Source organism: Gracilimonas tropica DSM 19535, assembly GCF_000375425.1.
Lineage (GTDB): Bacteria > Bacteroidota > Rhodothermia > Balneolales > Balneolaceae > Gracilimonas > Gracilimonas tropica.
In genome coordinates this window covers 395493-420024 of sequence record NZ_AQXG01000002.1, presented here as the reverse complement: position 1 = coordinate 420024, position 24532 = coordinate 395493, and the positions used below count along the sequence as shown (strand labels likewise).

27 protein-coding genes are annotated in these 24532 nt (G+C 43.2%); 8 read left to right on the top strand and 19 right to left on the bottom strand.

Annotated features, from left to right (window positions below; all coding sequences use genetic code 11):
• Window positions 1-4: 4 nt before the first annotated feature.
• The gene (gene porW / locus B151_RS0105495; protein ID WP_020402611.1) at window positions 5-2737 is read left to right on the top strand and encodes a type IX secretion system periplasmic lipoprotein PorW/SprE; all 2733 of its coding nucleotides are present in this window, start codon (window positions 5-7) and stop codon (window positions 2735-2737) included.
• Here the strand turns inward: porW and B151_RS0105490 are convergent.
• Window positions 2715-3770: a quinone-dependent dihydroorotate dehydrogenase gene (locus B151_RS0105490; RefSeq protein WP_040516671.1), complete on the bottom strand. Its 1056-nt coding sequence runs from the start codon at window positions 3768-3770 to the stop codon at window positions 2715-2717. The two genes, porW and B151_RS0105490, sit on opposite strands and share 23 nt — an antisense overlap.
• A 67-nt stretch (window positions 3771-3837) precedes the next feature.
• Between B151_RS0105490 and B151_RS0105485 the strand changes: the two genes are divergently transcribed.
• From B151_RS0105485 to B151_RS0105470, 4 genes are all read left to right on the top strand, one after another.
• Window positions 3838-5109, top strand: coding sequence for an anthranilate synthase component I family protein (locus B151_RS0105485; protein WP_020402609.1), 1272 nt, complete (start codon window positions 3838-3840; stop codon window positions 5107-5109).
• Between the two features lie 65 nt (window positions 5110-5174).
• Window positions 5175-6659 carry a sigma 54-interacting transcriptional regulator gene (locus B151_RS0105480; RefSeq protein WP_020402608.1) on the top strand — a complete coding sequence of 495 codons (1485 nt, stop codon included), beginning with the start codon at window positions 5175-5177 and terminating at the stop codon, window positions 6657-6659.
• Between the two features lie 81 nt (window positions 6660-6740).
• Window positions 6741-6956, top strand: a complete 216-nt coding sequence (gene rpmE / locus B151_RS0105475; protein WP_020402607.1) for a 50S ribosomal protein L31 — start codon at window positions 6741-6743, stop codon at window positions 6954-6956.
• A gap of 65 nt (window positions 6957-7021) precedes the next feature.
• Complete coding sequence (locus tag B151_RS0105470; RefSeq protein ID WP_020402606.1) at window positions 7022-7648, top strand: MBL fold metallo-hydrolase; 627 nt, start codon at window positions 7022-7024, stop codon at window positions 7646-7648.
• Here B151_RS0105470 and B151_RS0105465 read toward each other — a convergent pair whose 3' ends face one another.
• The 4 genes from B151_RS0105465 to B151_RS0105450 all read right to left on the bottom strand — a co-directional run bounded on the left by B151_RS0105465 (window position 7649) and on the right by B151_RS0105450 (window position 10743).
• Window positions 7649-8269: a tetratricopeptide repeat-containing protein gene (locus tag B151_RS0105465; RefSeq protein ID WP_026166506.1), complete on the bottom strand. Its 621-nt coding sequence runs from the start codon at window positions 8267-8269 to the stop codon at window positions 7649-7651.
• Window positions 8270-8325: 56 nt separating this feature from the next.
• Entirely contained in the window at window positions 8326-8841 is a 516-nt protein-coding gene (lptE, locus tag B151_RS0105460; protein WP_020402604.1) for an LPS assembly lipoprotein LptE, read from the bottom strand.
• On the bottom strand, window positions 8828-10117 hold the full coding sequence (locus B151_RS0105455) for a sigma-54 interaction domain-containing protein (RefSeq protein ID WP_020402603.1): 1290 nt from the start codon (window positions 10115-10117) through the stop codon (window positions 8828-8830). Before B151_RS0105455 ends, lptE begins: the two co-directional genes overlap by 14 nt.
• A gap of 143 nt (window positions 10118-10260) precedes the next feature.
• A complete protein-coding gene (locus B151_RS0105450; RefSeq protein ID WP_020402602.1) occupies window positions 10261-10743 on the bottom strand; it encodes an Lrp/AsnC family transcriptional regulator in 483 nt (160 codons plus the stop codon).
• Between the two features lie 192 nt (window positions 10744-10935).
• On the opposite strand from B151_RS0105450, the gene serS reads away from it, so the two are divergent.
• Entirely contained in the window at window positions 10936-12204 is a 1269-nt protein-coding gene (gene serS, locus B151_RS0105445; protein WP_026166505.1) for a serine--tRNA ligase, read from the top strand.
• Between the two features lie 74 nt (window positions 12205-12278).
• On the opposite strand, the gene B151_RS0105440 is transcribed toward serS, so the two are convergent.
• Entirely contained in the window at window positions 12279-12479 is a 201-nt protein-coding gene (locus B151_RS0105440) for a hypothetical protein (protein WP_020402600.1), read from the bottom strand.
• Between the two features lie 230 nt (window positions 12480-12709).
• Window positions 12710-13699 (bottom strand): tRNA dihydrouridine synthase DusB, encoded by a 990-nt coding sequence (gene dusB / locus B151_RS0105435; RefSeq protein WP_020402599.1) that lies wholly within the window; start codon window positions 13697-13699, stop codon window positions 12710-12712.
• Window positions 13700-13882: 183 nt separating this feature from the next.
• Here dusB and B151_RS19420 point away from each other — a divergent pair, with 183 nt between their 5' ends.
• Window positions 13883-15007 carry a T9SS type A sorting domain-containing protein gene (locus B151_RS19420; RefSeq protein WP_020402598.1) on the top strand — a complete coding sequence of 375 codons (1125 nt, stop codon included), beginning with the start codon at window positions 13883-13885 and terminating at the stop codon, window positions 15005-15007.
• 92 nt (window positions 15008-15099) lie between these two features.
• On the opposite strand, the gene B151_RS0105425 is transcribed toward B151_RS19420, so the two are convergent.
• The 8 genes from B151_RS0105425 to B151_RS0105385 form a co-directional block, all read right to left on the bottom strand.
• Window positions 15100-15552, bottom strand: a complete 453-nt coding sequence (locus B151_RS0105425) for an Hsp20/alpha crystallin family protein (RefSeq protein WP_020402597.1) — start codon at window positions 15550-15552, stop codon at window positions 15100-15102.
• 200 nt (window positions 15553-15752) lie between these two features.
• A complete protein-coding gene (locus B151_RS0105420; protein WP_020402596.1) occupies window positions 15753-16139 on the bottom strand; it encodes a DUF302 domain-containing protein in 387 nt (128 codons plus the stop codon).
• 207 nt (window positions 16140-16346) lie between these two features.
• Window positions 16347-16799, bottom strand: coding sequence for an OsmC family protein (locus B151_RS0105415; protein ID WP_020402595.1), 453 nt, complete (start codon window positions 16797-16799; stop codon window positions 16347-16349).
• Window positions 16799-17122, bottom strand: a complete 324-nt coding sequence (gene trxA, locus B151_RS0105410; protein WP_020402594.1) for a thioredoxin — start codon at window positions 17120-17122, stop codon at window positions 16799-16801. The genes B151_RS0105415 and trxA overlap by 1 nt, the downstream gene beginning before the upstream one ends.
• A 6-nt stretch (window positions 17123-17128) precedes the next feature.
• Complete coding sequence (locus B151_RS0105405) at window positions 17129-17383, bottom strand: hypothetical protein (protein WP_020402593.1); 255 nt, start codon at window positions 17381-17383, stop codon at window positions 17129-17131.
• Between the two features lie 343 nt (window positions 17384-17726).
• A complete protein-coding gene (locus B151_RS0105395; protein ID WP_020402591.1) occupies window positions 17727-19943 on the bottom strand; it encodes a TonB-dependent receptor domain-containing protein in 2217 nt (738 codons plus the stop codon).
• Window positions 19944-20079: 136 nt separating this feature from the next.
• Window positions 20080-20886: a FixH family protein gene (locus B151_RS0105390; RefSeq protein ID WP_020402590.1), complete on the bottom strand. Its 807-nt coding sequence runs from the start codon at window positions 20884-20886 to the stop codon at window positions 20080-20082.
• An 89-nt stretch (window positions 20887-20975) separates the two neighbouring features.
• Window positions 20976-21428 carry a hypothetical protein gene (locus tag B151_RS0105385; RefSeq protein ID WP_020402589.1) on the bottom strand — a complete coding sequence of 151 codons (453 nt, stop codon included), beginning with the start codon at window positions 21426-21428 and terminating at the stop codon, window positions 20976-20978.
• Window positions 21429-21607: 179 nt separating this feature from the next.
• On the opposite strand from B151_RS0105385, the gene B151_RS0105380 reads away from it, so the two are divergent.
• Window positions 21608-22357, top strand: coding sequence for an SDR family NAD(P)-dependent oxidoreductase (locus B151_RS0105380; protein ID WP_020402588.1), 750 nt, complete (start codon window positions 21608-21610; stop codon window positions 22355-22357).
• A gap of 123 nt (window positions 22358-22480) precedes the next feature.
• On the opposite strand, the gene lplA is transcribed toward B151_RS0105380, so the two are convergent.
• The 4 genes from lplA to B151_RS0105360 all read right to left on the bottom strand — a co-directional run bounded on the left by lplA (window position 22481) and on the right by B151_RS0105360 (window position 24527).
• Window positions 22481-23485 (bottom strand): lipoate--protein ligase, encoded by a 1005-nt coding sequence (lplA, locus tag B151_RS0105375; RefSeq protein ID WP_020402587.1) that lies wholly within the window; start codon window positions 23483-23485, stop codon window positions 22481-22483.
• Window positions 23486-23534: 49 nt separating this feature from the next.
• Window positions 23535-24014: a hypothetical protein gene (locus tag B151_RS0105370; protein WP_040516590.1), complete on the bottom strand. Its 480-nt coding sequence runs from the start codon at window positions 24012-24014 to the stop codon at window positions 23535-23537.
• A gap of 42 nt (window positions 24015-24056) precedes the next feature.
• Window positions 24057-24245, bottom strand: a complete 189-nt coding sequence (locus B151_RS0105365; RefSeq protein WP_020402585.1) for a DUF3565 domain-containing protein — start codon at window positions 24243-24245, stop codon at window positions 24057-24059.
• Window positions 24246-24344: 99 nt separating this feature from the next.
• Complete coding sequence (locus B151_RS0105360; protein WP_020402584.1) at window positions 24345-24527, bottom strand: hypothetical protein; 183 nt, start codon at window positions 24525-24527, stop codon at window positions 24345-24347.
• Between the last annotated feature and the right edge of the window lie 5 nt (window positions 24528-24532).

The following is a 24532-nucleotide window of genomic DNA, read 5'->3' as shown; positions in this document are numbered from 1 at the left end:
CGATATGAACTACCGCAGCATTGTTTTAGGTTTATTGATTGTATTCGTTATGACCGGATGTAAAAGTACATTCCAGTCGAGATGGACAAATTTTAATGCCTATTACAATACCTATTATAACGCAAAACAAAGCTATCAGGCCGGGTTGAAAAAAAACCTGGATCAGCCGCGCGATTATAACCCTCTTCAACCCATCAGGGTGCATCCCAAACCTGTAAACGCCGGGGCACAGGATTTTGACAAAGCCATTCAAAAGGGAGCAGATATTCTGCGTCGTTACGAGGACTCCAAATGGGTGGATGATGCCATTGGCCTGATCGGTAAATCCTATTATTTTCGGCAAGAGTATTTTTCTGCCGATCAGAAATTCAAGGAGCTGTTTGTAACTACTAAAAATGCAGAGCTGCAGCAGGAATCAATATTATGGCAGGGGCGGGTACTGCTCGATATGGAATTATATAATGAAGGCATCGCTTTTCTCTCGGAGCAGCTTTCGTTACAGGATGAGATATGGAGTGACCAAAGAAGAGCTGAGGCCAAACTTTTATTGGCTCAGCATCATGTCCAAATGAAAAATTGGCAAACAGCAGCCAATGAACTTACCGAAGCGTTGCCTAAGCTAAGTAAGAAGGAATATCGCGAGCGTGGGTATTTTCTGCTGGGCCAGGTATATGAGCGCATCGGCAATATTGAAGCGGCTTTTGAAGCTTATGACAACGTAAAAAATCACTATGTAGAATATAGAATTCAGTATCTGGCACAGCGAAAGAAAGCTGAAGTTGCGCGGGAACTTGGCAGAAATGAAGTCGCTTACCGTATTTTTAATGACATGGTACGGGATGATAAGAATCTTGATTATAAAGCTGAGTTAGATTTTGAACTTGCTCGAACTCAGCATGAGCGGGGAGAATTTGAGAAAGCTATTCGTTCGTATAATAATGTACTTAGAAATCGCTTAAGCAATCCCAGTGCTGAGATTGCCGCACGATCATATTATGGGTTGGCTGAAATTTATCGGTTTCAGAAAAATGATTTTACAAAAGCTGCAGCCTACTACGATTCCGCTGCTCAACGTAATGTATCAGCGGATAAATTACCCGAAGATTTCAGGGCACGTGAATTGGCGGAATCGTTTGGAAATTATGCTCGTTTAAAGAGCGATATTGCCCTTCAGGATAGTTTACTTCGCTTGGGTCAAATGAATAAAGAAGAATTTGACTCGGTATTGGTTAAGCTGAAAGAACAAAAGCTTGAGGAGCTTAGAAGGCTCCAGGAGCAACGGCAAGATCAACAAAACCAATTGGTAAATGTAAATACCGACGAGACCCAGGAAGCAGCAAATCTGACAAACGGTTTCCTTAATTCTAACAATCCCGGGATGCAAGAGAATGCCCGTCAGCAGTTTCGTGCTATTTGGGGAAACAGGCCATTGGCGGATAACTGGAGAGTGGAAGAGCTGATAGATTATTCTACCATTAATAATGAGGAAAATGCATTGCAAGGTTCCGGCAATGGACAAGAGTCGGAGATCGCCAGCGTCAGAATTGATCTTAGCGCTATCCCTTTTGAACCGCAAGAGCAGGACTCTGTGAGAAAACTGATCGCCGCTTCTCAGTATGAATTGGGCAACCTTTTGTTTCTATCTCTTGAAATGCCCGATAGTGCCATCCATTATTTTAAAAAGGCAATCGACAATCCGTCTTCTGAAAGTGTCAATATGGTATCCCTGTATTCTCTCTCTGAATTATATGCAAGCCTTGAGAATAGGGAAGAAGCAATTTTTTACGCCCGGAAGCTCGTTGAATTGTATCCAAATTCAGAATATGCACAACAAATTGCGGAAACCTATGAGCTGGAGTTACCGGAACAGCAGACTGATTCGGTTAATGTGCTTCGCCTGTATCAGCAGATTACTGATCTCGACTCGATATCAACTACAGTTAAAGCTGATTCACTGAGATCTTTTGCGTTGAATAATGGGAACCACCGAATAGCTCCACGTGCTCTTTTTGAGGCTATTGAATTATATATGAAGGCCGGAAAGGAAAATGAATCCTATCAGGAAAATTTGGATGCATGGGTGAATAGCCGAAGTCGCTGGAATGATAAGCTTGCTGATTTTCAATTCAGACAAGATTCACTTAGAAAAATTTTATCTGATACCACTTCTGCACTCACCGCAGATCAAAGATCGGATTATCGGGCCTTTGTAGACTCGACCCTTGAGCAGCCCGATTTTTCCAAAGACTTCCCATACTATGGTGCGAATTGGGACAGTGCCCGTTCAACGATCAACCTTTTCTTGTCAGAGTATAACGACTCTTCAATACGCACTCGTGTGGAGCGTTTGAGCAAAGAACTGAAGGTTCCTGAAAAAGAAGAACAATTGGAGGAAGGCCCAACAATAGAGCAGGATCCTGAGCCGCAAGCGATGGAAGGAGAATATATGAGTTGTGAGGAAGTGGGGGTGTCTTTGGAGATCCGGGGAGGAATGCAATCATTTATTGACCGGCTGAACATAACCGGTCAGTTGGAAAATACTGAGATCACCTATCTCTTTAGGGTAAATCAGAGAGGTGTATTAGAAAGCTATGAGCTGCAGACCGAAGATATTTCCGATGAGCTAAAGATGGCATTTGAGGAAGTTCTTTCAGCGGGTGTTTCCTTTGAACCGGTTTTGAGTGGTGGCCAGGCGATTTCGGTTGAGTGCCCAATTACTTTTCAGCTGAGAAATTAACACCCCTTTGGATTAATCCTTTTTTGATTAACCGAACCAATCCGGGCCCTTCGTAGATCATTCCCGAGTAAAGCTGCAGAAGAGAAGCTCCTGCTTCCAGTTTTTCCAAAGCTGATTCAACGTCATGGATGCCGCCTACTCCGATTATGGGTCTTTTCCCCTCGGTTATTTCGCTGATCCACTGTACCACTTGAGTGCTTCGTTGTTGGATGGCCCGGCCACTTAATCCTCCATTTCCGATCAGCTGAAGCTCGTGTTCGGATGTTTCAAGTCCTGCCCTGTTGGATGATGTATTTGTTGCCACATAACCCGAAACATGGTGTTCTTCACAGATCAGGATCAGTTTTTCCAAAGGCTCTTTTTCTATATCTACGGTGAATTTGACCAGCGTAGGGGCTCTGCCTTCTGCTCCGGGCCGAAGTGCCGCAAGAAGATCTTCCAGAGCCTGAGGGTCTTCAAATGTTTTTCCCTCACCGGTGTTGGGACATGAAATATTTACTGTAACATAATCCGCCAGATCCTGCACTTTCTCGTAGCTGTAAAGGTAATCTCTTATGGCCTCATCACCGTGAATAGAAGCATCATTGGTCTTCGCTATGTTGATTCCAAGGGGAACTTCTAAATGAAGTCCATGAAGCCGGTTGCATACCGCATCAACTCCGTCATTATTTAATCCCATGCGGTTGATCAAAGATTCATCCTCCGGAAGCCTAAAAGCCCTTGGCTTGGGATTGCCCTCAGAAGAGCGGGCGGTTACACTTCCAATTTCCACAAAACCAAAGCCTAATGCCTGCATAGCTTTGGGGGTTGTTCCATTCTTGTCAAAACCGGCTGCAAGTCCTATGGGGTTTGGAAAAGTTAGCCCGAAGATCTTTTGTTCAAGTTTGGGCGTCTCTAATCCATAAAAAGCTTTTGCGAGCTCTGAAAGAAATGGAGAATGATTTGTTTTGGATGCAAGTTTGAGAGCCAATTCATGGGCACTTTCAGCATCTTGTTGAAATAAAAGGGGGCGTATCAGTTTTTTATAAATCATGAGGACAATGATACGAAAAAGCATTCAAAAAGAGCGGGAGAACCCGTATACTCGAACGCCTTAGATCATGAGCACTTCAGAACAATACATATCGCAGCTTGTCAGGAAATTACGGGAAACCGGACCGGTCGTGTTATTGGAATCGCAGATGCAGGATCACCCGGCAAGTACAAAGAGTTACCTTGCCGCAAACCCTGTGGAGTGGATCAAAGCTTGGGGAAACAGGATCCAGGTTCAGAAAAGAGAAGAAACGGCAAGTTTCGAAGCCAATGCATGGGAGGCTTTTCAAGCATTTAAGGAAGAAGCGCAAGATTGGCTGTTCGGTTATTTTGGCTATGATATGAAGAACTCACTGGAAGACCTGCACTCCGAAAATAATGAACTTGTTGAAGCTCCCGATCTTTTTTTTATGAACCCAGGTCTGTTACTCGAAATCAAGCTGGACGGAAAGATAAGAGTGATCAAGGGGGAGATGCCTGATATAACACAAATTCCGCAATTTTCAGGATTCAAGGTTCACCCGGGAAAAAGGATCGACAAAAATAAATACATGAACCTGATTGATCAGGCTAAAAAAGATATCTACGAAGGCAAGTATTATGAGATAAACTTATCGCATGCGCTGGAGTTTTCCTTTGATGGGGAACCTTTCGAGTTATATCAAGCCATGAAAAAAGCAGGGCCGGTTCCTTTTGGAGGCTATATTCATATGGATGGAATTGATATTTGCAGCGCCTCTCCGGAACGATTTTTAGCCCGGAATGGGAGCCGGGTGTGGTCGCAGCCCATAAAAGGGACCGCATCCCGACAGGAAGAGTCAGATCATTCACTGATAAACCTGAAGGAATCGGAAAAAGAGCGTGCCGAAAACCTGATGATCGTGGATCTTGTACGAAATGACCTGAGCAGGATTGCTATGAAAAACTCAGTGAAGGTTTCCAATTTATTTGAGATCCAAAGTTTTGAGACGGTGCATCAGATGGTGTCTACGGTAGAATGCCGGGTTGAAGAAACCGTGAAAAGTTTAGAAGTTATAAAAGCATGTTTTCCGATGGGTTCTATGACCGGCGCCCCAAAAATAGCCGCAATGAAAGCCATAGAACATTATGAAGATTATAAACGGGGTATTTACTCAGGGGCAATAGGTTACTTCCGTCCAGATGATGATTTTGATTTCAATGTGGTTATCAGAACGGCTTTAATTCAAGGCAATAGATTATGCTATCCGGTGGGAGGTGCCATTACCAGCGATTCGGATCCCGCCGCAGAATGGGAAGAAACCTGGGTGAAGGCAAAGGCAATCACAAATATTTTGCAAAATGAGAGAAAGCCTGAATGAAGTATCGAAGATGAAGGTTATGAACACACAACAAACAAAAATCTTCATTTCATAACGAGAAGAGAATGAAAGCTACGACCATAGGCGAGCTTAAAAAGAGTGGATGGAAATCGGTTTCAGTTAAGGAAGAAATTCGCAAAAATCTCATTCAAAAGATCAGAGATAAGGAAGAACTTTTTCCAGGTATTCTGGGATACGAAAAGACCGTCTTGCCTCAAATACAACATGCGCTATTATCCAAGCATGATATGATTCTGCTTGGGCTGCGCGGACAGGCGAAAACTCGTATCCTGCGCATGATGGTCAACTTCCTGGACGAGTACATTCCCATTGTGAAAGGTTCGGAGATCAATGATGATCCCTACAATCCGCTTTCAAAATATGCGAGGGATTTGATTGCTGAAAAAGGAGATGAAACCCCTATAGAATGGCTGCATAGATCTCATCGATATGGAGAAAAATTAGCTACCCCCGATACGGCCGTAGCCGATCTGATCGGAGATATTGATCCCATTAAAGCAGCAACCAAGAAACTGACCTTGGCCGACCAAAATGTGATCAATTTTGGGTTAATACCAAGAACCAACCGTGGCATTTTTGTGATCAATGAATTGCCCGATCTTCAGCCCAGAATTCAGGTTGCCCTGCTTAATATCATGCAGGAACGTGATATTCAGATCAGGGGATTCAATGTTAGAATTCCGCTGGATGTATCCATGGCATTTTCTGCTAATCCGGAAGATTATACCAACCGTGGTAATATCATTACGCCGCTTAAAGACCGAATTGACTCTCAGATTATCACGCATTACCCCAAGGAAATTTCCATTGGTGTAAACATCACCAAACAAGAAGCATGGCAAGAAAGGGAAAGCGGGGTAAAGGTCATGATCCCGGATCTGTTCAGAGAAGTAGTGGAACAAGCTGCATTTGAAGCCAGGGATTCTGAGTATGTAGACCAAAAAAGTGGAGTTTCAACCCGAATGACCATCACGGCATTGGAGCAGGTGGTTTCATCCGCTGAACGTCGGGCCATACTGAATGGTGAAGACGAAACATCGGTAAGGATCGCAGATCTTTATCACATGGTTCCCGCCCTCACCGGAAAGATAGAATTGGTATATGAGGGTGAACAAGAAGGAGCGATCAACGTAGCCAAACATATTTTAGGTAAGGCGATCAGTAAAACTTTCAAAAGATATTTTCCGGATCCTCAAAGTAAGTCAGAAGATCAAAAAGAAAAATATAAGGCAATCATGGATTGGTTTGCCGATGGAAATGAGGTCAATATTTCTGATACACTCTCCAATAAAGAGTATAAACACGTACTGGAAAGTGTGGAAGGATTAAAAGAAGTTGTTCAGAAATATGCCAAAAAAGCTTCAGAAGGCGAACTTTTGGTTTGGATGGATCTTGTTCTTGAAGCCTTGCATCAGAATTCTATGCTTAGTAAACAAGATCTTGATGATCAAACATTGTACTCTGATATGTTAGGATCCATGTTTTCTTCTCTTGGAGATATGGACGATAACGAATTCGATGATTTTTGAGTAATTCTTTCGTTGAATTCAGTTTTAGTTAGCCTTATATTTAAAACCTTTGCAAATTTCAAGCAAGCATAGCATAAGACCATGAAAAAAGGAATTCATCCAGATTACAAAGAAATTACGGTAGTGATGAGCGACGGTACCGAGATCAAAACCCGCAGCACCATGGACACTAAAGACGGTGTTTATCGCAGCGAGGTAGATTCTAAAAACCATCCGTTTTATACTAAAAGTAACAGTTTTACTTCTACTGCCGGCCGTGTTGACCGCTTTAAGCGTCGTTACGGTAACAAAGATTAAGTTCGGTAACCATTTTTTTAAAAGGATGTATCTTCGCTGATGCATCCTTTTTTTATTTCAAGCTTATGGACATTCAAAAATTCGAAGTCGGCCCTTTTGCTGAGAATACCTACCTGCTCACAAGTCAAGACGAGCATCTGCTCATTGATCCGGGCTTTTCTTCAGAACCTGAATTTCAGCATTTCAAACAAGCACTTAAGGGTGAGCTAAAAGCCATTGTTTTAACTCATGCCCACGTAGATCATGTAATGGGAGTAAGCCGCACGCTTCGTGATTTTGATGTTCCCGTTTATTTAAGTGATGCAGACCGCTTCTTGTGGAACAATTTCGGAAGTCAGGCTCAGATGTTTGGTTTAAATCAAGCGGGATTTAATTTTGAACCGGAAGCTCTGCCAAAAGCCGGAACATTTCAGATCGGAAATTTTGAGTTTAACTGTTTGTACACGCCCGGACATTCTCCCGATCATATCTCACTGTATTTTGAAGAAGATCAATTTGTGATAGCCGGAGATGCACTTTTCAAAGAAAGTATAGGCCGAACGGATCTGTATAAAGGAGATTTCTCTGTTTTAGAAAAGAGTATCAAAGAAAAACTTTATACCCTTCCGGATGAAACCGTTGTGTACCCGGGGCACGGTCCTTCCACTACCATTGCTCACGAGAAAACATCTAACGCTTTTGTGAAGGCTTAGTTAGTCTGTCGTTTCTTCCTTAAGCTTGCTGATCTGTGTCTTATAATGATCTGCCTTATGCTCATCCCTTTCTATCAGTCGTTCATACATTTTGATGGCTTCTTTCTTCCGGCCTTGTTTGGTGTGAATTTTAGCCAGCGTTTCTGAAATGAGATCATCCACTTCTTCCGATTCCTTACTTAGGTCAGAATCATCAAAATCTTCATCTTCGGCCGGAATTTGAATTCGGTTAGATTCGACTTCTTCGAGCATTTGAATAAGACGGTCGAGATCCAAAACAGGAGAGGTTCTGGAACCTTGTTGAAGCTTTATCCCGGTTGAGATGTATGCTTTTTGGGGAACGGCAGCTTCAAACTTTTCGGGGTGAACTAAAAAATAGTGCAAGTGCTCCATCAAAGGACTTCCGGGAGCATAGGTTTTTGCCTTTAAAGCTTCCTGAATTGCTTTCTTGTTATCGTTCTGCAGATGGTAAAACCAGGACAATAAAAAGTGCCCAACAGCATCGGGTCCTCTTTTCTTTAAATGTCTTTTTAGTTTTGAAATGACGTTCTCAGGGTCATCTTCAAACTTTTCTACATAAGAAGACAAAGACTTTGGTATGTGGAATGGAAGTTCTTGCATAGGTTTGGTTAGAGCTCAACAATAATAACGGGAAGGAGGCTTACAATCAAAGCAAATTACCAATTACTTACCGCATCATTGAACATGTTATTGGCTATTTGCTCAAGCGCTCTGTTGGCCGCTTGATTTTCACCATTGATGGGATCTTGCGTTGGGTCATAAGTAAATTTTCCATTGAAAGATTTACTCCACTCCGGCTTCTCTTTATCAGCATAAGAATAGGTAGCCCGAACAGTAATACTTACTTCATTTTGAGTGGCTTGTTCATTACCGCTGATAGTAAATGGCCGGTTCGTGTATGAGGTTATGACACCGTCAAGAATGGCATCAGCGTCTGAGTCGTTATTAGCCAGGCTAATCTTACTTTGATTTACAAATCGGTTGATAAGAACTTCATTCAGCCGGTTACTTAAATCGCCCAGGCCACTGTTGGATTGATCCGGAAAGAACGGGATGTAAATAGTTTCAACCCCTTCAGGGATGGAAGCCCCGGTAAAACTATACCGGACGCAACTCCCGAGGGTCAAGCCGAAAGCAATAATGATCAGCAAAAGGTTTTTATTCCAGTCCATACTGATCCAATTTACGATATAAAGTCCGCTCACTAACTCCCAAAGATTCCGAAGCTTTCCGGCGGTTGCCATCAAATCTTTTAAGTGCCTGCTGAATAAGGAACTTTTCAGCTTCCTCTATAGAAGGGATCTCATCGGTATTAAAAAAGCTGGTAAGTTCCGTTTCTTCCGATTCTTCAAAATCTTGCTCTTCAGGCATCGACTGCATGCCTAAGGGCGTTTGGCTTCCCATGTTTACATTCACCCCCGAAACTTCCGATTTATCTACTTCATCACGGATAGAAGCCGGCAATGCTTTCAGGTTCTTATTGGAGAATGTGGAGTAAAGGAAGTTAGCGAACATCTTTTTTACGTCTGCTATATCGTTTCGCAGCTCCACAAGAGCCCGATAAACCAGTTCGCGATCGGCTCTTCCAAAATCGTCTTCCCTATGTGCTTCTTCTTGTTTTTCACGGTTAGCTACCATCGGAAGGTTATCGGCACTCCCGTAATGTTGCCGGCCTTTTAAATACTTCTGAAGTTTTTCTTTGTCAATAAACTGTGATTTCTCAAGCACCACAAGTTGTTCTGCCACATTTCTTAATTCACGGATATTTCCCGGCCACCGGTACGAAACTAAAAGCTCCCGGGCTTCATCAGAGAATCCCTTGAAAACAGAATCGTAGCGGGCAGAATATTCCTCAACAAATTTTCTGAATATTGGAATGATATCCTCTTGCCGATCCCTGAGGGGAGGCAGTTTTATTTGAACGGTATCAAGCCGGTAATATAGGTCCTCCCTGAAATCTCCATCCTGCACCATCTTCCAAAGGTCTTGATTGGTGGCTGCAATAACCCGAACGTCAGTAGTTTGTACCTTACTTGAGCCCACACGGAAAAACTCCCCGTTTTCTAATACCCGAAGCAGCTTTACCTGCACATTTTTTGGAGTATCCCCAATCTCATCAAGAAAAATGGTCCCGCCATCCGCTTTTTCGAAATAGCCTTCCCGAGACGTTTCGGCACCTGTAAAAGCTCCTTTCTCGTGCCCAAAAAGTTCACTTTCGATGATTCCTTCAGGAATGGCTCCGCAATTAACGATCACTAAGTTATTGCGGCCCCTCTTGCTCATGGAGTGGATGGCCCGGGCCGTCACATCTTTACCCACTCCGCTTTCACCTTGAAGGGTAACGGTTATATCGGTCTTGGCTACCTGCATGATCTTATCGATCACCTGCCGCATAGCCTCGGAGCTTCCCAATAAGCCAAATTGTTCCTGAAAAACTTCCCTGTCCATAGATGTAATGAGCTTTAAGCTTTAAATTTACAGTTACTTAATTAGAATAAAAGCAACGTCCTGTTTTCCTGTCAGAATGACGTAAGTTAACGATTCCTTTGGTAGTAAGTAAACGAAAAGTAAGGTTGTATGATTTACGAAGATCAGGATTTTATGAGCTCGGTAGCATGCTCAACAGGGATGGCACGGGTTTCTTTAAAGCTGGAAAGAACCAGGTTGGACCGGGTTTTGCTAACCCCTTCCCAAGCTTGAATCCGGGATAAAAGACTTTCAAATGAGCCGGTATTTTTTGTTCTGACTTTCAGAAAATGAGAGCCATCACCGGTAATGGAATGACATTCCAGAATTTCTTCTTCAGCCGAGGCTTTTTCAACAAAGTTCTGATAATTTTCGGAGCCGTCTACCTGTACAAAAATGAAGGCCGTGATGTCAAAATGAAATTTTTTACTATTTAGAATGGCTTTGTAACCTTCTATCAAGCCACGTTCTTCCAGTTTTTTCATCCGCTCTGAAACCGAAGGTACCGACAGGTTTACCAATTCTGCAATGGTGTTGCGTTGTGCACGACCATTTTCCTGTAGGTGATTTAGAATAGCAATGTCGGTCTCGTCTAATAAATGGCTCATATTATATCGGTTGTTGCCTAAAAATTGTTTGAATGTCGAAAAGTAGCCTAAATAATTTAGGTAGTCAATGGCAAAAGCGCTTTCAAGATTGAGAAATTAAGTTCATTCCAAAACCTAAAAAAGGCTCAACAAAAAGAGGAATACCTTGTATCTTTGGCACTCAAATTTGAACCCAATTCAGACGACAATTTCATGCTCGACATTAATTTTATCCGGGAACATCAGGAACAGGTGGAACAGGCTATTCTCAATAAAGGGGAGAAGGATACTTCTATAGTAGAAAGGCTGTTGGAGGCTGATGAAAAATGGCGAACAAAGGTGCATGAGGGAGATCAACTCAGAGCCGAGAGCAACACTAAAGCCAAAGAAATTGGAAAGCTGATGGGGCAGGGTAAAAAAGAGGAGGCCCAGGCGATCATCAAAGAAACTTCAGAGATGAAGGAGAAGATCAAGGAGCTGGAAGAAGAGGTTCGGGAGCTCAGTGAAGAGCGGGAAAATCTGTTGTTGAAAATTCCTAATGTTCCTCATTCAAGTGTACCTGTTGGTTTTACGGAAGAGGATAACGAGACCTTCAAAACCTGGGGCGATATTGATGAGCGAGAATGGCTCAAACCCCATTGGGAGCTTACCGAAAAACACGGTTGGATCGATTTCAAGCGAGGCGTGAAAGTGGCCGGAGCCGGATTTCCTTTTTATGTGGGGCCGGTAGCACAGCTTCAGCGAGCGCTCATTAATTATTTTATCAATGAAGGGGTAAAGGCAGGATATACTGAACTGCAGGCTCCGTATTTTGTGAATGAAGATTCCGCGCGCGGCACCGGACAAATTCCGGATAAGGAAGATATGATGTATGAAATTCCCCGGGATGAATTCTTTATGATTCCAACGGCTGAGGTTCCTGTTACCAACTTCCACCGTGATGAGATTTTTGAGCTTACTGAAGTTCCTAAAAAGTACGTAGCGTATACACCGTGCTGGCGACGTGAAGCCGGTTCCTATGGAAAGGATGTTCGAGGCTTGAATCGACTCCATCAGTTTGACAAGGTGGAACTGGTGAAGATCGTGAAGCCGGAAGATTCCTATGACGAGCTGGAAAGCCTTCGCGAACATGCCGAGAAATTGCTGGAAACACTCCAACTTCCATATAGAACACTGCTGATGTGCACCGGCGATATGGGTTTTACGCAAAGCAAGAAATATGATTTGGAGGTTTGGAGTCCGGGTCAAAAGCGTTGGCTGGAAGTGAGTTCATGCTCCAATTTTGAAAGTTTCCAGGCACGCAGAATGCAGTTGCGCTACCGCAAAGACGAAAAAGAAATCGAGATCCTGCACACGCTGAATGGGTCAGGATTGGCCTTGCCACGCGTAGTTGCAGCCATCATCGAAACCTACCAGGAAGAGAATGGAAAAGTGCGCGTTCCTGAAGTGTTGAAGCCTTTCTTTGGAAGGGATTATCTTTAGTGATAAAGTCATAGAGTAATGAAGTGATTAAGTGATTTGAGGTATGCAATTTTACTTAATCACTTGTCACTTTATCACTTTTTCTTTGAAAGCCAAACAATTCCCCAGATCAAACCTACTAAGGCAATAGCAATTCCGAATCCACCGAGAAAAGCGTAGAGGAGGTAGGGGATGATCAAACTAATGACAATTCCGGTGATGGCTTTGAGCGGAGCCGCAGCTACCGCAGAAGCTCCAAGAAATGAGTTCAGGAGTCGGGCAAATCGTGCAAACATGAGAACGTTGGTTTGGTTACAGAAAACAGTTAATACGCCTCAGCCCTTTAAAAGATTCAATTTTACAGTTATCAGTTACCAGTAAGCAGTGATCAGTGAACAAATTTGAAATAAGTTTGGGAGTCGTCTCATTAATCAGCACTCTGCTAACTGCTAACTGCTAACTGCTAACTGCTAACTGCTAACTGCTAACTGCTAACTGCTAACTGCTAACTGCTAACTGTTAACTGCTAAGCTACGGCATGAATTTCAGTCTCATCAAAATTGAGCAGCAGTTCGAGGATTGGATCCATTTCATCATGTTCCATAAGCTGCATGCGGAGTTTTTTACCATTCCGAACGCCTTTCAAGTATTGCCCGTAGTGCTTTTTCATGATGATGACGCCGTAACGCTCTCCATGTTGTTGAACCGATAAACGGAGCTGCTCGGCACAAAGTTCAACACGTTGCCGAACGCTTGGTTCGGGAAGAAGTTCACCCGTTTCCAGATAATGTTTTGTTTGTTCAAAGATCCATGGATTTCCAATGGCTCCCCGACCGATCATCACCCCATCCACACCGGTTTCTTCAAACATTTTCTTGGCAAGTTCAGGTGAGGTGACATCTCCGTTTCCGATAATAGGGATTTCGAGTCCGGGGGTATTCTTTAGTTTTTTGAGCCAGTCCCACCGGGCATCGCCTTTGTATTTTTGAGCACGGGTTCTGGCGTGAACCGTTAGAGCCTTCACCCCAAGTTTTTGCAGCATCAAAGCCACTTCCTGAATTTTGATGGTATTGTCATCCCAGCCAAGTCGTGTTTTTACGGTTACGGGTCTGTCGGTAACCGCATCCACTACGGTTCCTGCCATACGTTCCATCATCGAAAGGTCTTTCAGACAACCCGCTCCGGCTCCTTTCTTCACGATCTTGTACACCGGGCATCCAAAATTGATATCGACCAGATCAGGATTCTGATCAACAGCTACTTTCGCAGCTCCTCCCATGGCTTCTTCACGGCCACCGAAGATCTGCACGCCAAAGGGACGTTCCATTTCCTCGAAATCCATTTTTTGCATGGCTACATCTGCATCCCGAATAATGGCTTCAGAGCTGATGAATTCAGTGAAAACGATGTCTGCTCCTTTACGGCGACAAATTTGGCGAAAGGGAGAATCTGTTACATCCTCCATAGGAGCGAGGAATAGGGGTTGATCCGGTAATTCTATAGGACCGATGTTCATGGATAAAGTTTTATACTGCGATTTAAAGAATTATAAAAATAAGGGTTTCTCATCAACAATCGTATGATTGATTACTGCTTTTTTATTGATCCTTTCCGTTAAGAAAATTCGTAGTAAGGGTAAATCGAACAATAATTTGACTAAACTATGAAGATAACTAAGAAACCTTTTCTACTACTAATTATGCTTTTTTTTGTAAATGTAGGGGCTAAAGCACAGATGTATTTTGTTTCCGGAGATACATTATGGGTACAGAATAATGAAGGAGAAAAACCTCATTTTATAGCTGATGGTACTGTTAACCCTATTTACGGCGTAGCAGCAGATACGTCTGCGGGATATGTTTATTGGACCCAAAAGAAAACATTCGGTGCCGGAATTTTTAAAGCGGACTTGGATAGTTTGTCGACTGAAGAGATATACAGTGAAGCCGAATCTGCTCGTGGGATCGCGCTGGATACGCAAGCGGGGTTTATGTATTGGGCAGAAAATGTAAATGCGGGTAAGATCATGAAAGCAAAATTGGATGGAAGTGAGGCAGAAGTCCTAATTGACGGAGAAGGGTCTGACCATACGAATGGGATTTTGGATGTTGCATTGGATACTGAAAACGCACATATCTATTGGGTTCGAACCGGTGCCATCATGCGCTCTAATCTTGATGGAACAGAAATAGAAGCGGTTGCGGAAATCACCTCATACATTCAACCGGGAAGTATTGCACTGGATAAGGTAAACGAATTTGCATACTACACCGATACCAGTAACGATGAGATTCGAAGAGTTGCTTTCTCAGGTGGAGAGGCAGAGACTGTGACCGATGCTGAAAGTCCTGTTGCCGTTCACTTGATTGAGGAAATGGGGATGGTTTTCTGGGTTGAAGACTACTTATACTCCGGAGACGGTGGAGCTATTTATAGTGCGCAATTGGATGGAAGTGAAAAAATGATGGTCAAGGATCTATCCTGGACCAGAGGAGCTTTGTTTGTTACAAACTGGAACGTAGCCACTTCTTCAGAAGCTAAGCAAGCTGAACTGCCTGATAAGGTATATTTAACCAATAACTATCCAAATCCCTTTAACCCTCAAACCAAAATCAAATATGATATCCCGGAAATAACAGAAGTTAGTTTGACTGTGTATAATACGGTGGGTCAAAAAGTAAGATCATTGGTCGCTGGTGAAGTTCAGGCTTCAGGTTCTTATGAGGTTACATTTGATGCATCTGATCTGCCGACGGGAATGTATTTATATCGTTTGACTACAGAATTTGGCACACAAGTAAAGAAAATGACACTGATCAAATAGAGAAGCATTTCTTAGCTAACGATAGGATAATGTAAAAAGCCGCGAAGTTATCTCCGCGGCTTTTTAATAATGGCTGTAAGCTATTTTTGAGTTCAGCTTATCTTAATTTTTTTGGCAGCCTTGTCTTTCACTTTAGGAATTGTGACGTTAAGCACGCCATTCTCATAATTCGCAGTGATCTTATCCTGATCTACTAAATCGCCCGGGAGTGGAAGAGATCGGCTGAATTTGCCAAAACGGCTTTCGATACGGTGATAACGGCGGCCGTTTTCTTCTTTATTCATCTTTCGCTCGCCGCTGATGTTGAGAACACCGGAATTGAAGCTGATCTCGATGTCGTCTTTATTCATTCCCGGAAGTGCTGCCGAGACCTCAAACGCGGTATCCGTTTCATACACATTCAACTCCGGAACGAAAGAAGAATTACTCTCTCGAGGCCAGTTCAACGCATCTTCAAAAACCTCATCAATCCAATGGGAAATTTTAAGAGGTGAAACGGTTCTGTCTTCATTCCAAATAGTAGGGGTATTTGTTTTTGTTCGCATTAACATAGGTTTTTCCTCCTTTTAAATAGTTTTGTGGTTATTTAAAGATCAACGGGTTGAACCCAGATCAACACGAAGGTTGACATAGAGTTAATATCAAATACTGTGCCAGAATTTGATATATAAAATCTCGTCTGTCATTTTTTTCAATTGGAATTACAATATGACAAACTGGTTCGAAAAAACGTCAGTGGTTGGAATTAAAGCCGATCGATCACATTCTTCAGCATTCCCCGAACCGTGTCAGCTACTTCGCCCAACTCCTTATTTTCGATGGCCTGCATGGAAGCAACCGGATCAACGGCAGATATTTCTACCTTGCCATTTTCATGTTCCTGAACGATCACATTACAAGGGAGCATCAGTCCAATATGGCCTTCAGCTTGTAAGGCTTTGTATGCATTCGGAGGATTGCAAGCCCCAAGGATACGATATTTACGGAAATCCACATCCAGCTTTTTCTTTAGGGTTTCTTTGATGTCGATTTCGGTGAGCACACCAAATCCTTCTTCTTTCAGTTCGGCGATGGTTTTTTCGATGGCTTCATCAAAGCCAAGATCTACAAATTTGCTAAAATGGTAAGACATAGGATTTTTGATTGATGATTTTGGATTTTTTCTTGCTTTGTTGTCGTAAAGTAAAATTGGAAGTAGAGTTCAAATTTCAATGTATTACAAACAATGGATAATCTTCCCTCGGGATCGGCACCTCCCTCAAGGGAGGTGTTTTTCTCATTACAAATATTTTTTCGTTCTGTATTCCTGAACCACTGTTTCAAAGTAGTCGTACAAGGACTACCCGGCTACTCCAATCACAACTTTCGGTTCAAGCTTTACTTTCGTTTTTATGGAGCGAGTGATCAAACAGGCTTCTTCAGCTTTCTGCAAAATCCGGAGTGCTTTGTCTTTTCGGTCCTCGTCCATGATAACCAATTTAGGCCGGAGTATAATTTCACTCATCACAAATTTACCGGATTCGTTACTCATGATTCCGGTAGCCGGAACCGTTAGTTCTTCAAAATCGAGTTTTGAGTATTCGGCAATGGCGGCAAAAGTGGTCATAAAACAACTGCTGACCGAAGCCACAAATAAATGCTCGGGGCTCCAAATACCTTCCACTCCTCCGGGGAATTCGGGCGGAGTTGCCACTTCGATGGTTTCATTCAACTTACCTGACCTGAGCGTGCCCAGACGGCCTTCATTCCAGTGCAGGTCTACATCGTAGCTATGTTTGATCAACTCTCCCATCACTGCGCCAATTTTTCTTCGATGATCTGCTGAAGCTGCGGCATTCGAACTACACCGGCTTGTTGCCAAAGCAGTTGTCCTTTATGGAAAAGGATTAAATTCGGAATACCTCGAACCTGGTATTTTATGGCTACATCAGGATTACGCTCGGTATCAATTTTGATGATATTGAGTTTATCGCCCATCGCACTTTTGAGCTCGTGTAATATCGGAGGCATCATTCGGCAAGGCGCACACCAGTCGGCATAAAAATCTACCAGTACCGGTGTGTCATCATTGATGAGTTCGTTGAATGATTTTTTCTTGGTTTCTGTGTTTTCCATGATCTTCTATTTAACCTCAGTGTAATTAATTTCAGATTCTTGATCAGAGGCAGGCTCATTATGCCCGGGAATTCCACACGACTGAGCAACCATACATCCGGTATTTGTAACGGCCTGAAACACAAAAAATGCACTCAAAAAGCCTGTAAAAATATCCTTATGCCACATGGCCATCACCGCCAGGAAAATCCCAACTGATAATGCCACCCAGCGCATGGTGTGCCAATTCGTAAACAGTTTTGTTTTAATGGTTGAATTCATAGTTATAAATACTCTTTTAATGTGAAGACAATATTAAACTGATTTTGAGAAACCATGTTTGTTGTTATAACAAGTTACAACATCTGACTGCCCTCCCCGAAAGCAATGAGCAAGCTTATTCTTTCTGTCCCCGGTCTACCGGATTGGCAGGCTCCAAAGGGACATAATTCTTGTCAAAGTTTGGCTTAGTTTGTGAAGGATCAAATTTTTGAGAAGGCAAGAACCTATCTCTCTTCGGAGCCTGCTTGCCGAAGAGGTAAGAGAAACCGATTTCAGCTCTGCTGTCCCGAGAATCGGGAAGAGAGAGGAACGTGTGCTGAAACGGGTTGAAATCTTTAAAGGATCAAAAATTATAACTCACCGAAACCATTACATTTCTCCCGGCTTCAGGAATATTACCGATACTGGTATGCGTGTGATAATAATTGTCGAGAAGGTTATTTATGCTGAGAATTGAGGTCAGCGAACCGTTCAGCCAGTTTCGTTCCCAGGTCGCATTGAGGATGGCATAGGCATTGGTCCGATCCTCAGTTGACATTGTTTCAGCGATTCGATTTTGAGCGGCAGCCCATTCTACTTCACCCATCCACATGTTTTTTTTGTGATGGATATGGAGCATGCTGTTTCCCTTTAAAGGAGAGATGAGTGGCAGAGGCTCTCCCAGCGTCTGATTTTGTGCATACAGATAAGAAACACGATTTTCCAGGCTGAAAACATGTGAAAAATTGTTCAGCATACGTAACTCACCGCCGGAAATAGTTGCATTCCCAACATTGGCATAGCGCTTGAATTGGAAATCGATGCTGCTTACATCCTCCGCCAGAACTCCATCTATGTAATTGAAATATTGCTTGTGGAAGAGTGAGAAAGTGAATGAATGTTTAACTGTTTCAAAGGTCACATTAATATCTGTGTTGAAAGAGCGCTCGGTATCCAGCCAGGGATTTCCATCGTAGAAAAAACCATCGGTGTAGTTATAGACGTAGTGTCCGAAAAGCTCCATGTGGTTACCCATTCGTTCGGAATACACCAGGTTTCCGGAAAGACTCCAGCGATCATTAACCATCCATAATGTGCTTAATGAGCCGGATAATAAGAATTTTTGCTGCGTCTCCACTTCTCTGCCATAAGCACCTTCAAAAAAGGAGGCATAGCGGTCACTGCCAGTTCCCAAACTTTTATAATTGAGGCTCTCTTCCACCTTCATTAATACAGATTTCGACAGTTGGAATTGATGTTTAAGGCCCAATCCAAGGTTTCGGGTTTGCACATCATCCAGGTTGTAGATATACATATCCTCGATACCCGAGTAAATGCTGATCATTTCCATATCCCCAAAAGCATTGGAGGAAAAGCCATTCAAAAACCAGTCAAAGGAATGATCAAATAGATTAGCCCTGCCGTTGACCCGAGTCCCAAAAGTGGTTGTGGTGCCATACATAGGCATGTGCATGCCGCGCATCACTTCCCGATTAGCTACGTCCCGGTCTTCGTCATCCATCCAATGCCGGATGGTGTTAGCATACAATTGTATTTTCTGAAATTGAAGGTTGCCATCCGACGGAGCAAAATTGAATCGAATTTGTCCGATGTCGGCCAACGCTTTGGTTGCATCCATCAGCAGGGCAGGGTAGCCCACATCATAAGCTTTATCGGTGATGTAGTTTGCTTCGATAGAATGCTCGGAAGCAAACGTATGCTTGTAGCTCACGTTCAGGTTGAATTTCTCGTACTGCGTGTTGTTGATAATGCGGTCATTCCCAGCGGTAAAATCTTCAGCTTTTTTGTAGCTCCCTGAAAATCGAACGGCATTTCTTCCGGAGGCATCCGAGGTGTTTCCAGTTAGATTAAAGGTGCGAAAGTGATCAGGATAGCGGTAGGCAGAATTGACTTCCATCGAGAAAGGAGTTGATTCTGCCTGCTGGGTGATCAGATCCACCGAACTTCGACCGGAACCATTTTGAGCCACGCCCGATCCACTTTTGTCGATGTCCAGTTTGGAGAGATTTTTTGTTTCCACATAAGAAGTGATCGGGTCCATCTTATCTACACAGGCTTTAAAAACCTGCATTCCATCGATGGTCAGATTCATGCGCTGATCACTTTGTCCGCGTATGACCGGTTCCCAGGCAAAGGCACCGCGTTTGTTGGTGGAGATTCCGTCAATGTTATCCAGAAACTGATCCATATTCTGCGTAGAACTTCGCTGATGATAGGCATGCACATTCTCTTGTCCCTCAGGATTTGCAACCACTATAAGCTCGGTTTTATCCCGGAACACTTGTGGATTCAGGTAGACTATCTTTGTATCTGAATTCAGGTGAATTTCTATGGTCGAAAAGCCTACAGCAGAGATAAACACATGCGGATTTTGTTCTGGATCGATAGTGAAATAACCATCTGCATCCGTCACAGTAAGTACTTTTTCTGAGTGATCTTTAACGTGAGCCTGAACGACAGGCTGCTGGGTAGCCCGATCCAGTACCTGGATAGAAATTTCCTGGGCAAGCATCGGCTCAGCCCAAATAATAAAAGCGATGAAATAAATTAGTTTCTTCATAATCTCAATTTTTGCAGAGAGACCAATCTCACAGCGTCTCAAAGAACTGCGAGCGTTACGAATTTTGGTCTCTATAAATAAACATCGAACGCTGCGAGGTCTTGGGACGCTCGCAGGTTCTTTGAATTTGAATTAATTATTCAGCGCGAACGCTATATTCAAACACCACTTCCGGAAGGGTGTCATTTTCCGCGATCAGGTTTACAGAAGTCGTCCAGGTGCCACTCATACTATAGTTGATGGAGCCTTCGTAAAGACCATCACCGGAAGCCTTGGGATTGGTGAAATCCGTAGAGTGACCACTTCCACCGCCCATATCCATGTACGGATAAATTTCCATTTCCAGGTCTTCAACCGCAGGGAAATTCATCATGGATTCTCTGGTGTGAACCATGAAAGTCAGGTCATTTCCTCCCACAACGGGCGTTTTTGGCGCATGCCATGTTATGAAATAGATGTTGTCATTATCATCGCGAACGCTTGTGAGTCGCCACGAAGAAGCCACTTCAATGGGCATTTCTCCCGAGATGACTTCATCATTTTGTAAGGTGATCTCAAAACTGATCGACCAGCTTCCCATCATTCCGCCCGGCATAATGAAGACCGCCATGTTTTTAAAGTAGCGATCATCTTCTTTCGCTTTTTCGGGTTGATTGTACGGAGTCGAATGCATCATGTCGCCCATGTCCATTATGGGATTTATAGATACAGATTGGGGAGTCATGATCTCTCCATCTTGCTCGATCTTCCAAAAAAGATCATTGGATCCGGTCTCGAGTTCTTTGACTGATTCCAGCGAAATGGTGTAGCCATCAACCGTTACCGAGTTGATAGGGATGAGGTCTAATTTTGGATTAGAATCGTTGGTGGTGTTGCAAGAAACGGCAGTGAACACCAAAGCTGCTATAGCCGCAATACGGCCACATACTTTGAGCATATTCATAATAAATACCTTGTTTAGTTTCGTTTGAAAAAGGATAGAGCGAATCCACAATTCGTGAATCCGTGATTAGTAAGAAGGGACAAACAAAACTAAATCCTGGGTGGGCGGAGGAGATCGGGAATCACCCCGGGTAATTTATTGGTAATAGGGCCTGCATCAAACTCCCTTGAGTCGGTTGGCCGATCTAAATGATCTGAATCCAGATATAATGCATTGAATTTAGCAATCACGATCAGGGCTTGAGATGCAGTGTTTGCATCTGCATCAGAAGCAGAATAATAGCAAAAATCATTTTTCTCCCTGGAACCGTGATCATCACTGTGTTGACCGTGCTCGTTCATATCCCCATGATGACAGGTGCAAATGGTTTCTCCTTCCCCAATTTCGCAATAACAGAACGTGACTTCACAATGATTTGCTTCCCCGTGTTTATGGGAATGATCCAAGATGAGTCCAAAACCCAACCATCCTACAATATTCCACAACATCACGGCGGCAGTGAAGCTTGAAATAATACGGTGATATGTACTTTTAAGACTCATAGGTCTTTAAATATAACTTAATCAAGTAAAGAAATCGTGAAGATGCAAGATGTTCCTACACCAAATAAAAATACAAAGCACTATCATTAAATAATAAGCTCAAACAACTTTTTATATTTGCTTCAAAAAGAATTCACAAATGAAGGGTAACTATAGATAAAAATAAAGGAGGAGATACCATGGGATCATTAAATGGAAAAGTGGCCATAATTACAGGAGCTGCAAAAGGAATTGGTGAAGCTACGGCCAAACTATTCGCCAAAGAAGGGGCAAAAGTCGTAGTCTCTGATGTGGATGAAGAAAATGGCAAAAAGGTAGTAGAAGGCATTAAAAAAGCCGGAGGAGAAGTTATTTTTGTGAAGGCGGATACTTCAAGTCCCGATGACAATAAAAATCTGGTCAAAAAAACCGTGAAGGAATTCGGAGCACTTCACATTGCGGTAAATAATGCCGGAATTGGCGGGCCACTGGCTAAAACGGCAGACTATCCTATTGATGGATGGAAGCAAGTGATCGACATCAATCTCAGTGGGGTTTTCTACGGAACCAAGTTTCAAATTCCTGAAATAATTAAAGCCGGAGGGGGAAGTATTGTGAACATTGCCTCTATTCTGGGTCAGGTTGGAACTGCGAACTCGCCGGCCTATGTGGCTGCCAAGCATGGCGTGGTTGGCTTCACCAAAACGGCGGCCATTGAGTATGCCGAAGAAGGAGTTCGGGTGAATTCGGTGGGACCGGGCTACATCAAAACGCCACTTTTGAGCGCTTTGGATGATGAAACGCTGGAGTACATCAAAGGACTTCATCCTATGAAGCGATTGGGAGAATCCAACGAAGTAGCGGAACTGATACTTTGGCTGGCCTCCGATAAATCCTCCTTTGTAACCGGAAATTACTACGCGGTAGATGGCGGATATTTAGCCCGCTGATTCTTACTTAGCTCGAACACCTGAATGGAACACGGATGAGGCGGTTTTGGCTGATAGTCGCTGATTAATTTCAGGAATTTTATAAGTATACCATTTGTACTTTTTCTGTAACGATTGTAGAGGCTAACTATCCTCCCCATATAGCAATTCCAAAAACTCCTGCTTCTCGATGTTTCCGAAATATTCCGTCACATCCACTTTCTCCAGAGATCCTGCGATGTCTGCCGGTTCATATCGTATACCTTGCAACAGATCTTCCACTTCGTGAACTGACTCTTTCCCAAAGAAATCTCCGTAGATCTTCAGGTTTTGGATGTGCCCTTTTTGCACGTCAAGTCGCAGGTCAATTTCACCCACCGGAAATCGCTTGCTGCGCTGTATGTTGAACTTGGGTGACTTCCCGTAATTCCAGTCCCAGTTGCCATATTTTTCTTCCTTAAGCTCGTGAACTTCTTTCCATTCGGTATCGGTGAGTCGGTAGATGTCGAACGATTCCCGATCCTGGTATAATCCATCCAGTATTCTTTCGCGGAAATCGGCCAGCTCCATATTCTTGTCATCCAGATATTCGATGATATTGGCCACCCGGCTACGAACCGATTTATGTCCTTTGGATTGAATCTTGCTCATTTTCACATTTAGCGCGTTGGCAACTTCACCAAGGTCACTGTTAAAGAGGAGGGTGCCGTGAGAGAACATCCGCTTACCGGTGGAAAATTGCGCATTTCCGGAGATCTTTTTGTCGTTGGCGAGAATGTCATTTCGACCACTCATTTTTGCCGGAACTCCCATTTCTTTCAGAATTCTAATGACCGGCTCATTGAACTTCAGGAAATTATTCAGATTCTCTTTTTTGTACTTAGTGATGAAACTGAAATTCAGATTTCCCAGATCATGATAAACGGCACCACCTCCCGACATACGCCGTACTACATGAATGCCGTTTTCCCGCACGTACTCATCATTGATCTCCTCCAGTGTATTCTGGTTTCGTCCGATGATAATGGAAGGTTCATTGATATAGAAAAGCAAATAATCGTCCGATTCTCCAAAATTCCGCAGCGCATATTCTTCCAGCGCCAGGTTAATTTGGGGTTTGGTGATGCCTTCGTTATCGATAAAGATCATGATAAATAGGAATTATGAGTTTGATAAAAAGTTAAACAGGAATGAAAAATCAACCATTCACTCCATCCACACCGGCGACCTTCAGGGATTGGGTCAGAACAAGGCCATACACAATATGCATCAGCAATCCGGCGATAATAAGTTTTCCCGGTATCCAGGTTTCAGAATAAAAGAGTCCGAACGATTCTCCGGCTGCTATGGAAACTACAGGTGAAACAATTAATCCGGCAACGATGGAGATGATTACACCGTAAATGATACCTTGTACCAACCAGTTTCCCGGAATGCGTTTTTGAAGATACACTACCCAGATCAATGCAAGTCCGATACCGACCAAATTAAAGGCCAGGTTGCCAAAGATTATATGATAGGGATCGCCTTGATATACGTGGTTAAAACTCTCCGTCAAAATATGACCTACGTCGATCACCGGAAGTCCGACAGCACCTTGCAAAAAAGCGACCATAGCCATCAAGAATGTTGCGATAAATCCACAAATTACGGTACGAAAGAAAATAGAAGAGCTCATAATTTTACCACTTCAATTAAGGATTAGTAATTACAAAAATACTCAATTTTCATCACATTTCTTGCAGTTCAACTCCATACCCAACTTCGATTTACGGCCTTCTTCGCTAACCACCCATGGACGTAATTGCCATGGCGGATCGTGCCGGACATGCTGGGTGTGGCCGCATTTCAGGTCGGCCACCCAATCCCCAACTTCATCCTTATGAAAACCAATAATCGGCTGCTTCATCTATCCTTTAGCTACATTATAATAGAACGCTGATGGCACGGACGCTGCGGATAATCACGGATTAATAATTTAACTCAGCGGCCATCCGCCCAATCCGTTTCATCCGCGTTCAATTCGGTTGCCTGTTAAAATTTTTTCAATTTCCAGCGATTGCATGGCGCTGATGGCTGCTTCCATTGCGCCTTCCGTGCAGAGTCCACTCATGGAAGCATCCATAAATCCTTCCCGGGCTGCTTTGATGCAGGCTTCCCTGATTTTTTCCGCAAATTCTTTGTCGTCCATAATTC

Coding starts and splice junctions, on each gene's coding strand:
- B151_RS0105370 (WP_040516590.1), bottom strand. CDS start 24,014: ATGAGCTCTTCTATTTTCTTTCGTACCGTAATTTGTGGATTTATCGCA.
- B151_RS0105490 (WP_040516671.1), bottom strand. CDS start 3,770: ATGATTTATAAAAAACTGATACGCCCCCTTTTATTTCAACAAGATGCT.
- B151_RS0105425 (WP_020402597.1), bottom strand. CDS start 15,552: ATGCGAACAAAAACAAATACCCCTACTATTTGGAATGAAGACAGAACC.
- porW (WP_020402611.1), top strand. CDS start 5: ATGAACTACCGCAGCATTGTTTTAGGTTTATTGATTGTATTCGTTATG.
- B151_RS0105455 (WP_020402603.1), bottom strand. CDS start 10,117: ATGGACAGGGAAGTTTTTCAGGAACAATTTGGCTTATTGGGAAGCTCC.
- B151_RS0105450 (WP_020402602.1), bottom strand. CDS start 10,743: ATGAGCCATTTATTAGACGAGACCGACATTGCTATTCTAAATCACCTA.
- serS (WP_026166505.1), top strand. CDS start 10,936: ATGCTCGACATTAATTTTATCCGGGAACATCAGGAACAGGTGGAACAG.
- dusB (WP_020402599.1), bottom strand. CDS start 13,699: ATGAACATCGGTCCTATAGAATTACCGGATCAACCCCTATTCCTCGCT.
- B151_RS0105390 (WP_020402590.1), bottom strand. CDS start 20,886: ATGAATATGCTCAAAGTATGTGGCCGTATTGCGGCTATAGCAGCTTTG.
- lplA (WP_020402587.1), bottom strand. CDS start 23,485: ATGATCTTTATCGATAACGAAGGCATCACCAAACCCCAAATTAACCTG.
- B151_RS0105395 (WP_020402591.1), bottom strand. CDS start 19,943: ATGAAGAAACTAATTTATTTCATCGCTTTTATTATTTGGGCTGAGCCG.
- B151_RS0105480 (WP_020402608.1), top strand. CDS start 5,175: ATGAAAGCTACGACCATAGGCGAGCTTAAAAAGAGTGGATGGAAATCG.
- trxA (WP_020402594.1), bottom strand. CDS start 17,122: ATGGAAAACACAGAAACCAAGAAAAAATCATTCAACGAACTCATCAAT.
- B151_RS19420 (WP_020402598.1), top strand. CDS start 13,883: ATGCTTTTTTTTGTAAATGTAGGGGCTAAAGCACAGATGTATTTTGTT.
- B151_RS0105385 (WP_020402589.1), bottom strand. CDS start 21,428: ATGAGTCTTAAAAGTACATATCACCGTATTATTTCAAGCTTCACTGCC.
- B151_RS0105465 (WP_026166506.1), bottom strand. CDS start 8,269: ATGCAAGAACTTCCATTCCACATACCAAAGTCTTTGTCTTCTTATGTA.
- B151_RS0105470 (WP_020402606.1), top strand. CDS start 7,022: ATGGACATTCAAAAATTCGAAGTCGGCCCTTTTGCTGAGAATACCTAC.
- B151_RS0105485 (WP_020402609.1), top strand. CDS start 3,838: ATGAGCACTTCAGAACAATACATATCGCAGCTTGTCAGGAAATTACGG.
- B151_RS0105380 (WP_020402588.1), top strand. CDS start 21,608: ATGGGATCATTAAATGGAAAAGTGGCCATAATTACAGGAGCTGCAAAA.
- B151_RS0105415 (WP_020402595.1), bottom strand. CDS start 16,799: ATGGGAGAGTTGATCAAACATAGCTACGATGTAGACCTGCACTGGAAT.
- lptE (WP_020402604.1), bottom strand. CDS start 8,841: ATGGACTGGAATAAAAACCTTTTGCTGATCATTATTGCTTTCGGCTTG.
- B151_RS0105440 (WP_020402600.1), bottom strand. CDS start 12,479: ATGTTTGCACGATTTGCCCGACTCCTGAACTCATTTCTTGGAGCTTCT.
- B151_RS0105405 (WP_020402593.1), bottom strand. CDS start 17,383: ATGAATTCAACCATTAAAACAAAACTGTTTACGAATTGGCACACCATG.
- B151_RS0105360 (WP_020402584.1), bottom strand. CDS start 24,527: ATGGACGACAAAGAATTTGCGGAAAAAATCAGGGAAGCCTGCATCAAA.
- rpmE (WP_020402607.1), top strand. CDS start 6,741: ATGAAAAAAGGAATTCATCCAGATTACAAAGAAATTACGGTAGTGATG.
- B151_RS0105365 (WP_020402585.1), bottom strand. CDS start 24,245: ATGAAGCAGCCGATTATTGGTTTTCATAAGGATGAAGTTGGGGATTGG.
- B151_RS0105420 (WP_020402596.1), bottom strand. CDS start 16,139: ATGTCTTACCATTTTAGCAAATTTGTAGATCTTGGCTTTGATGAAGCC.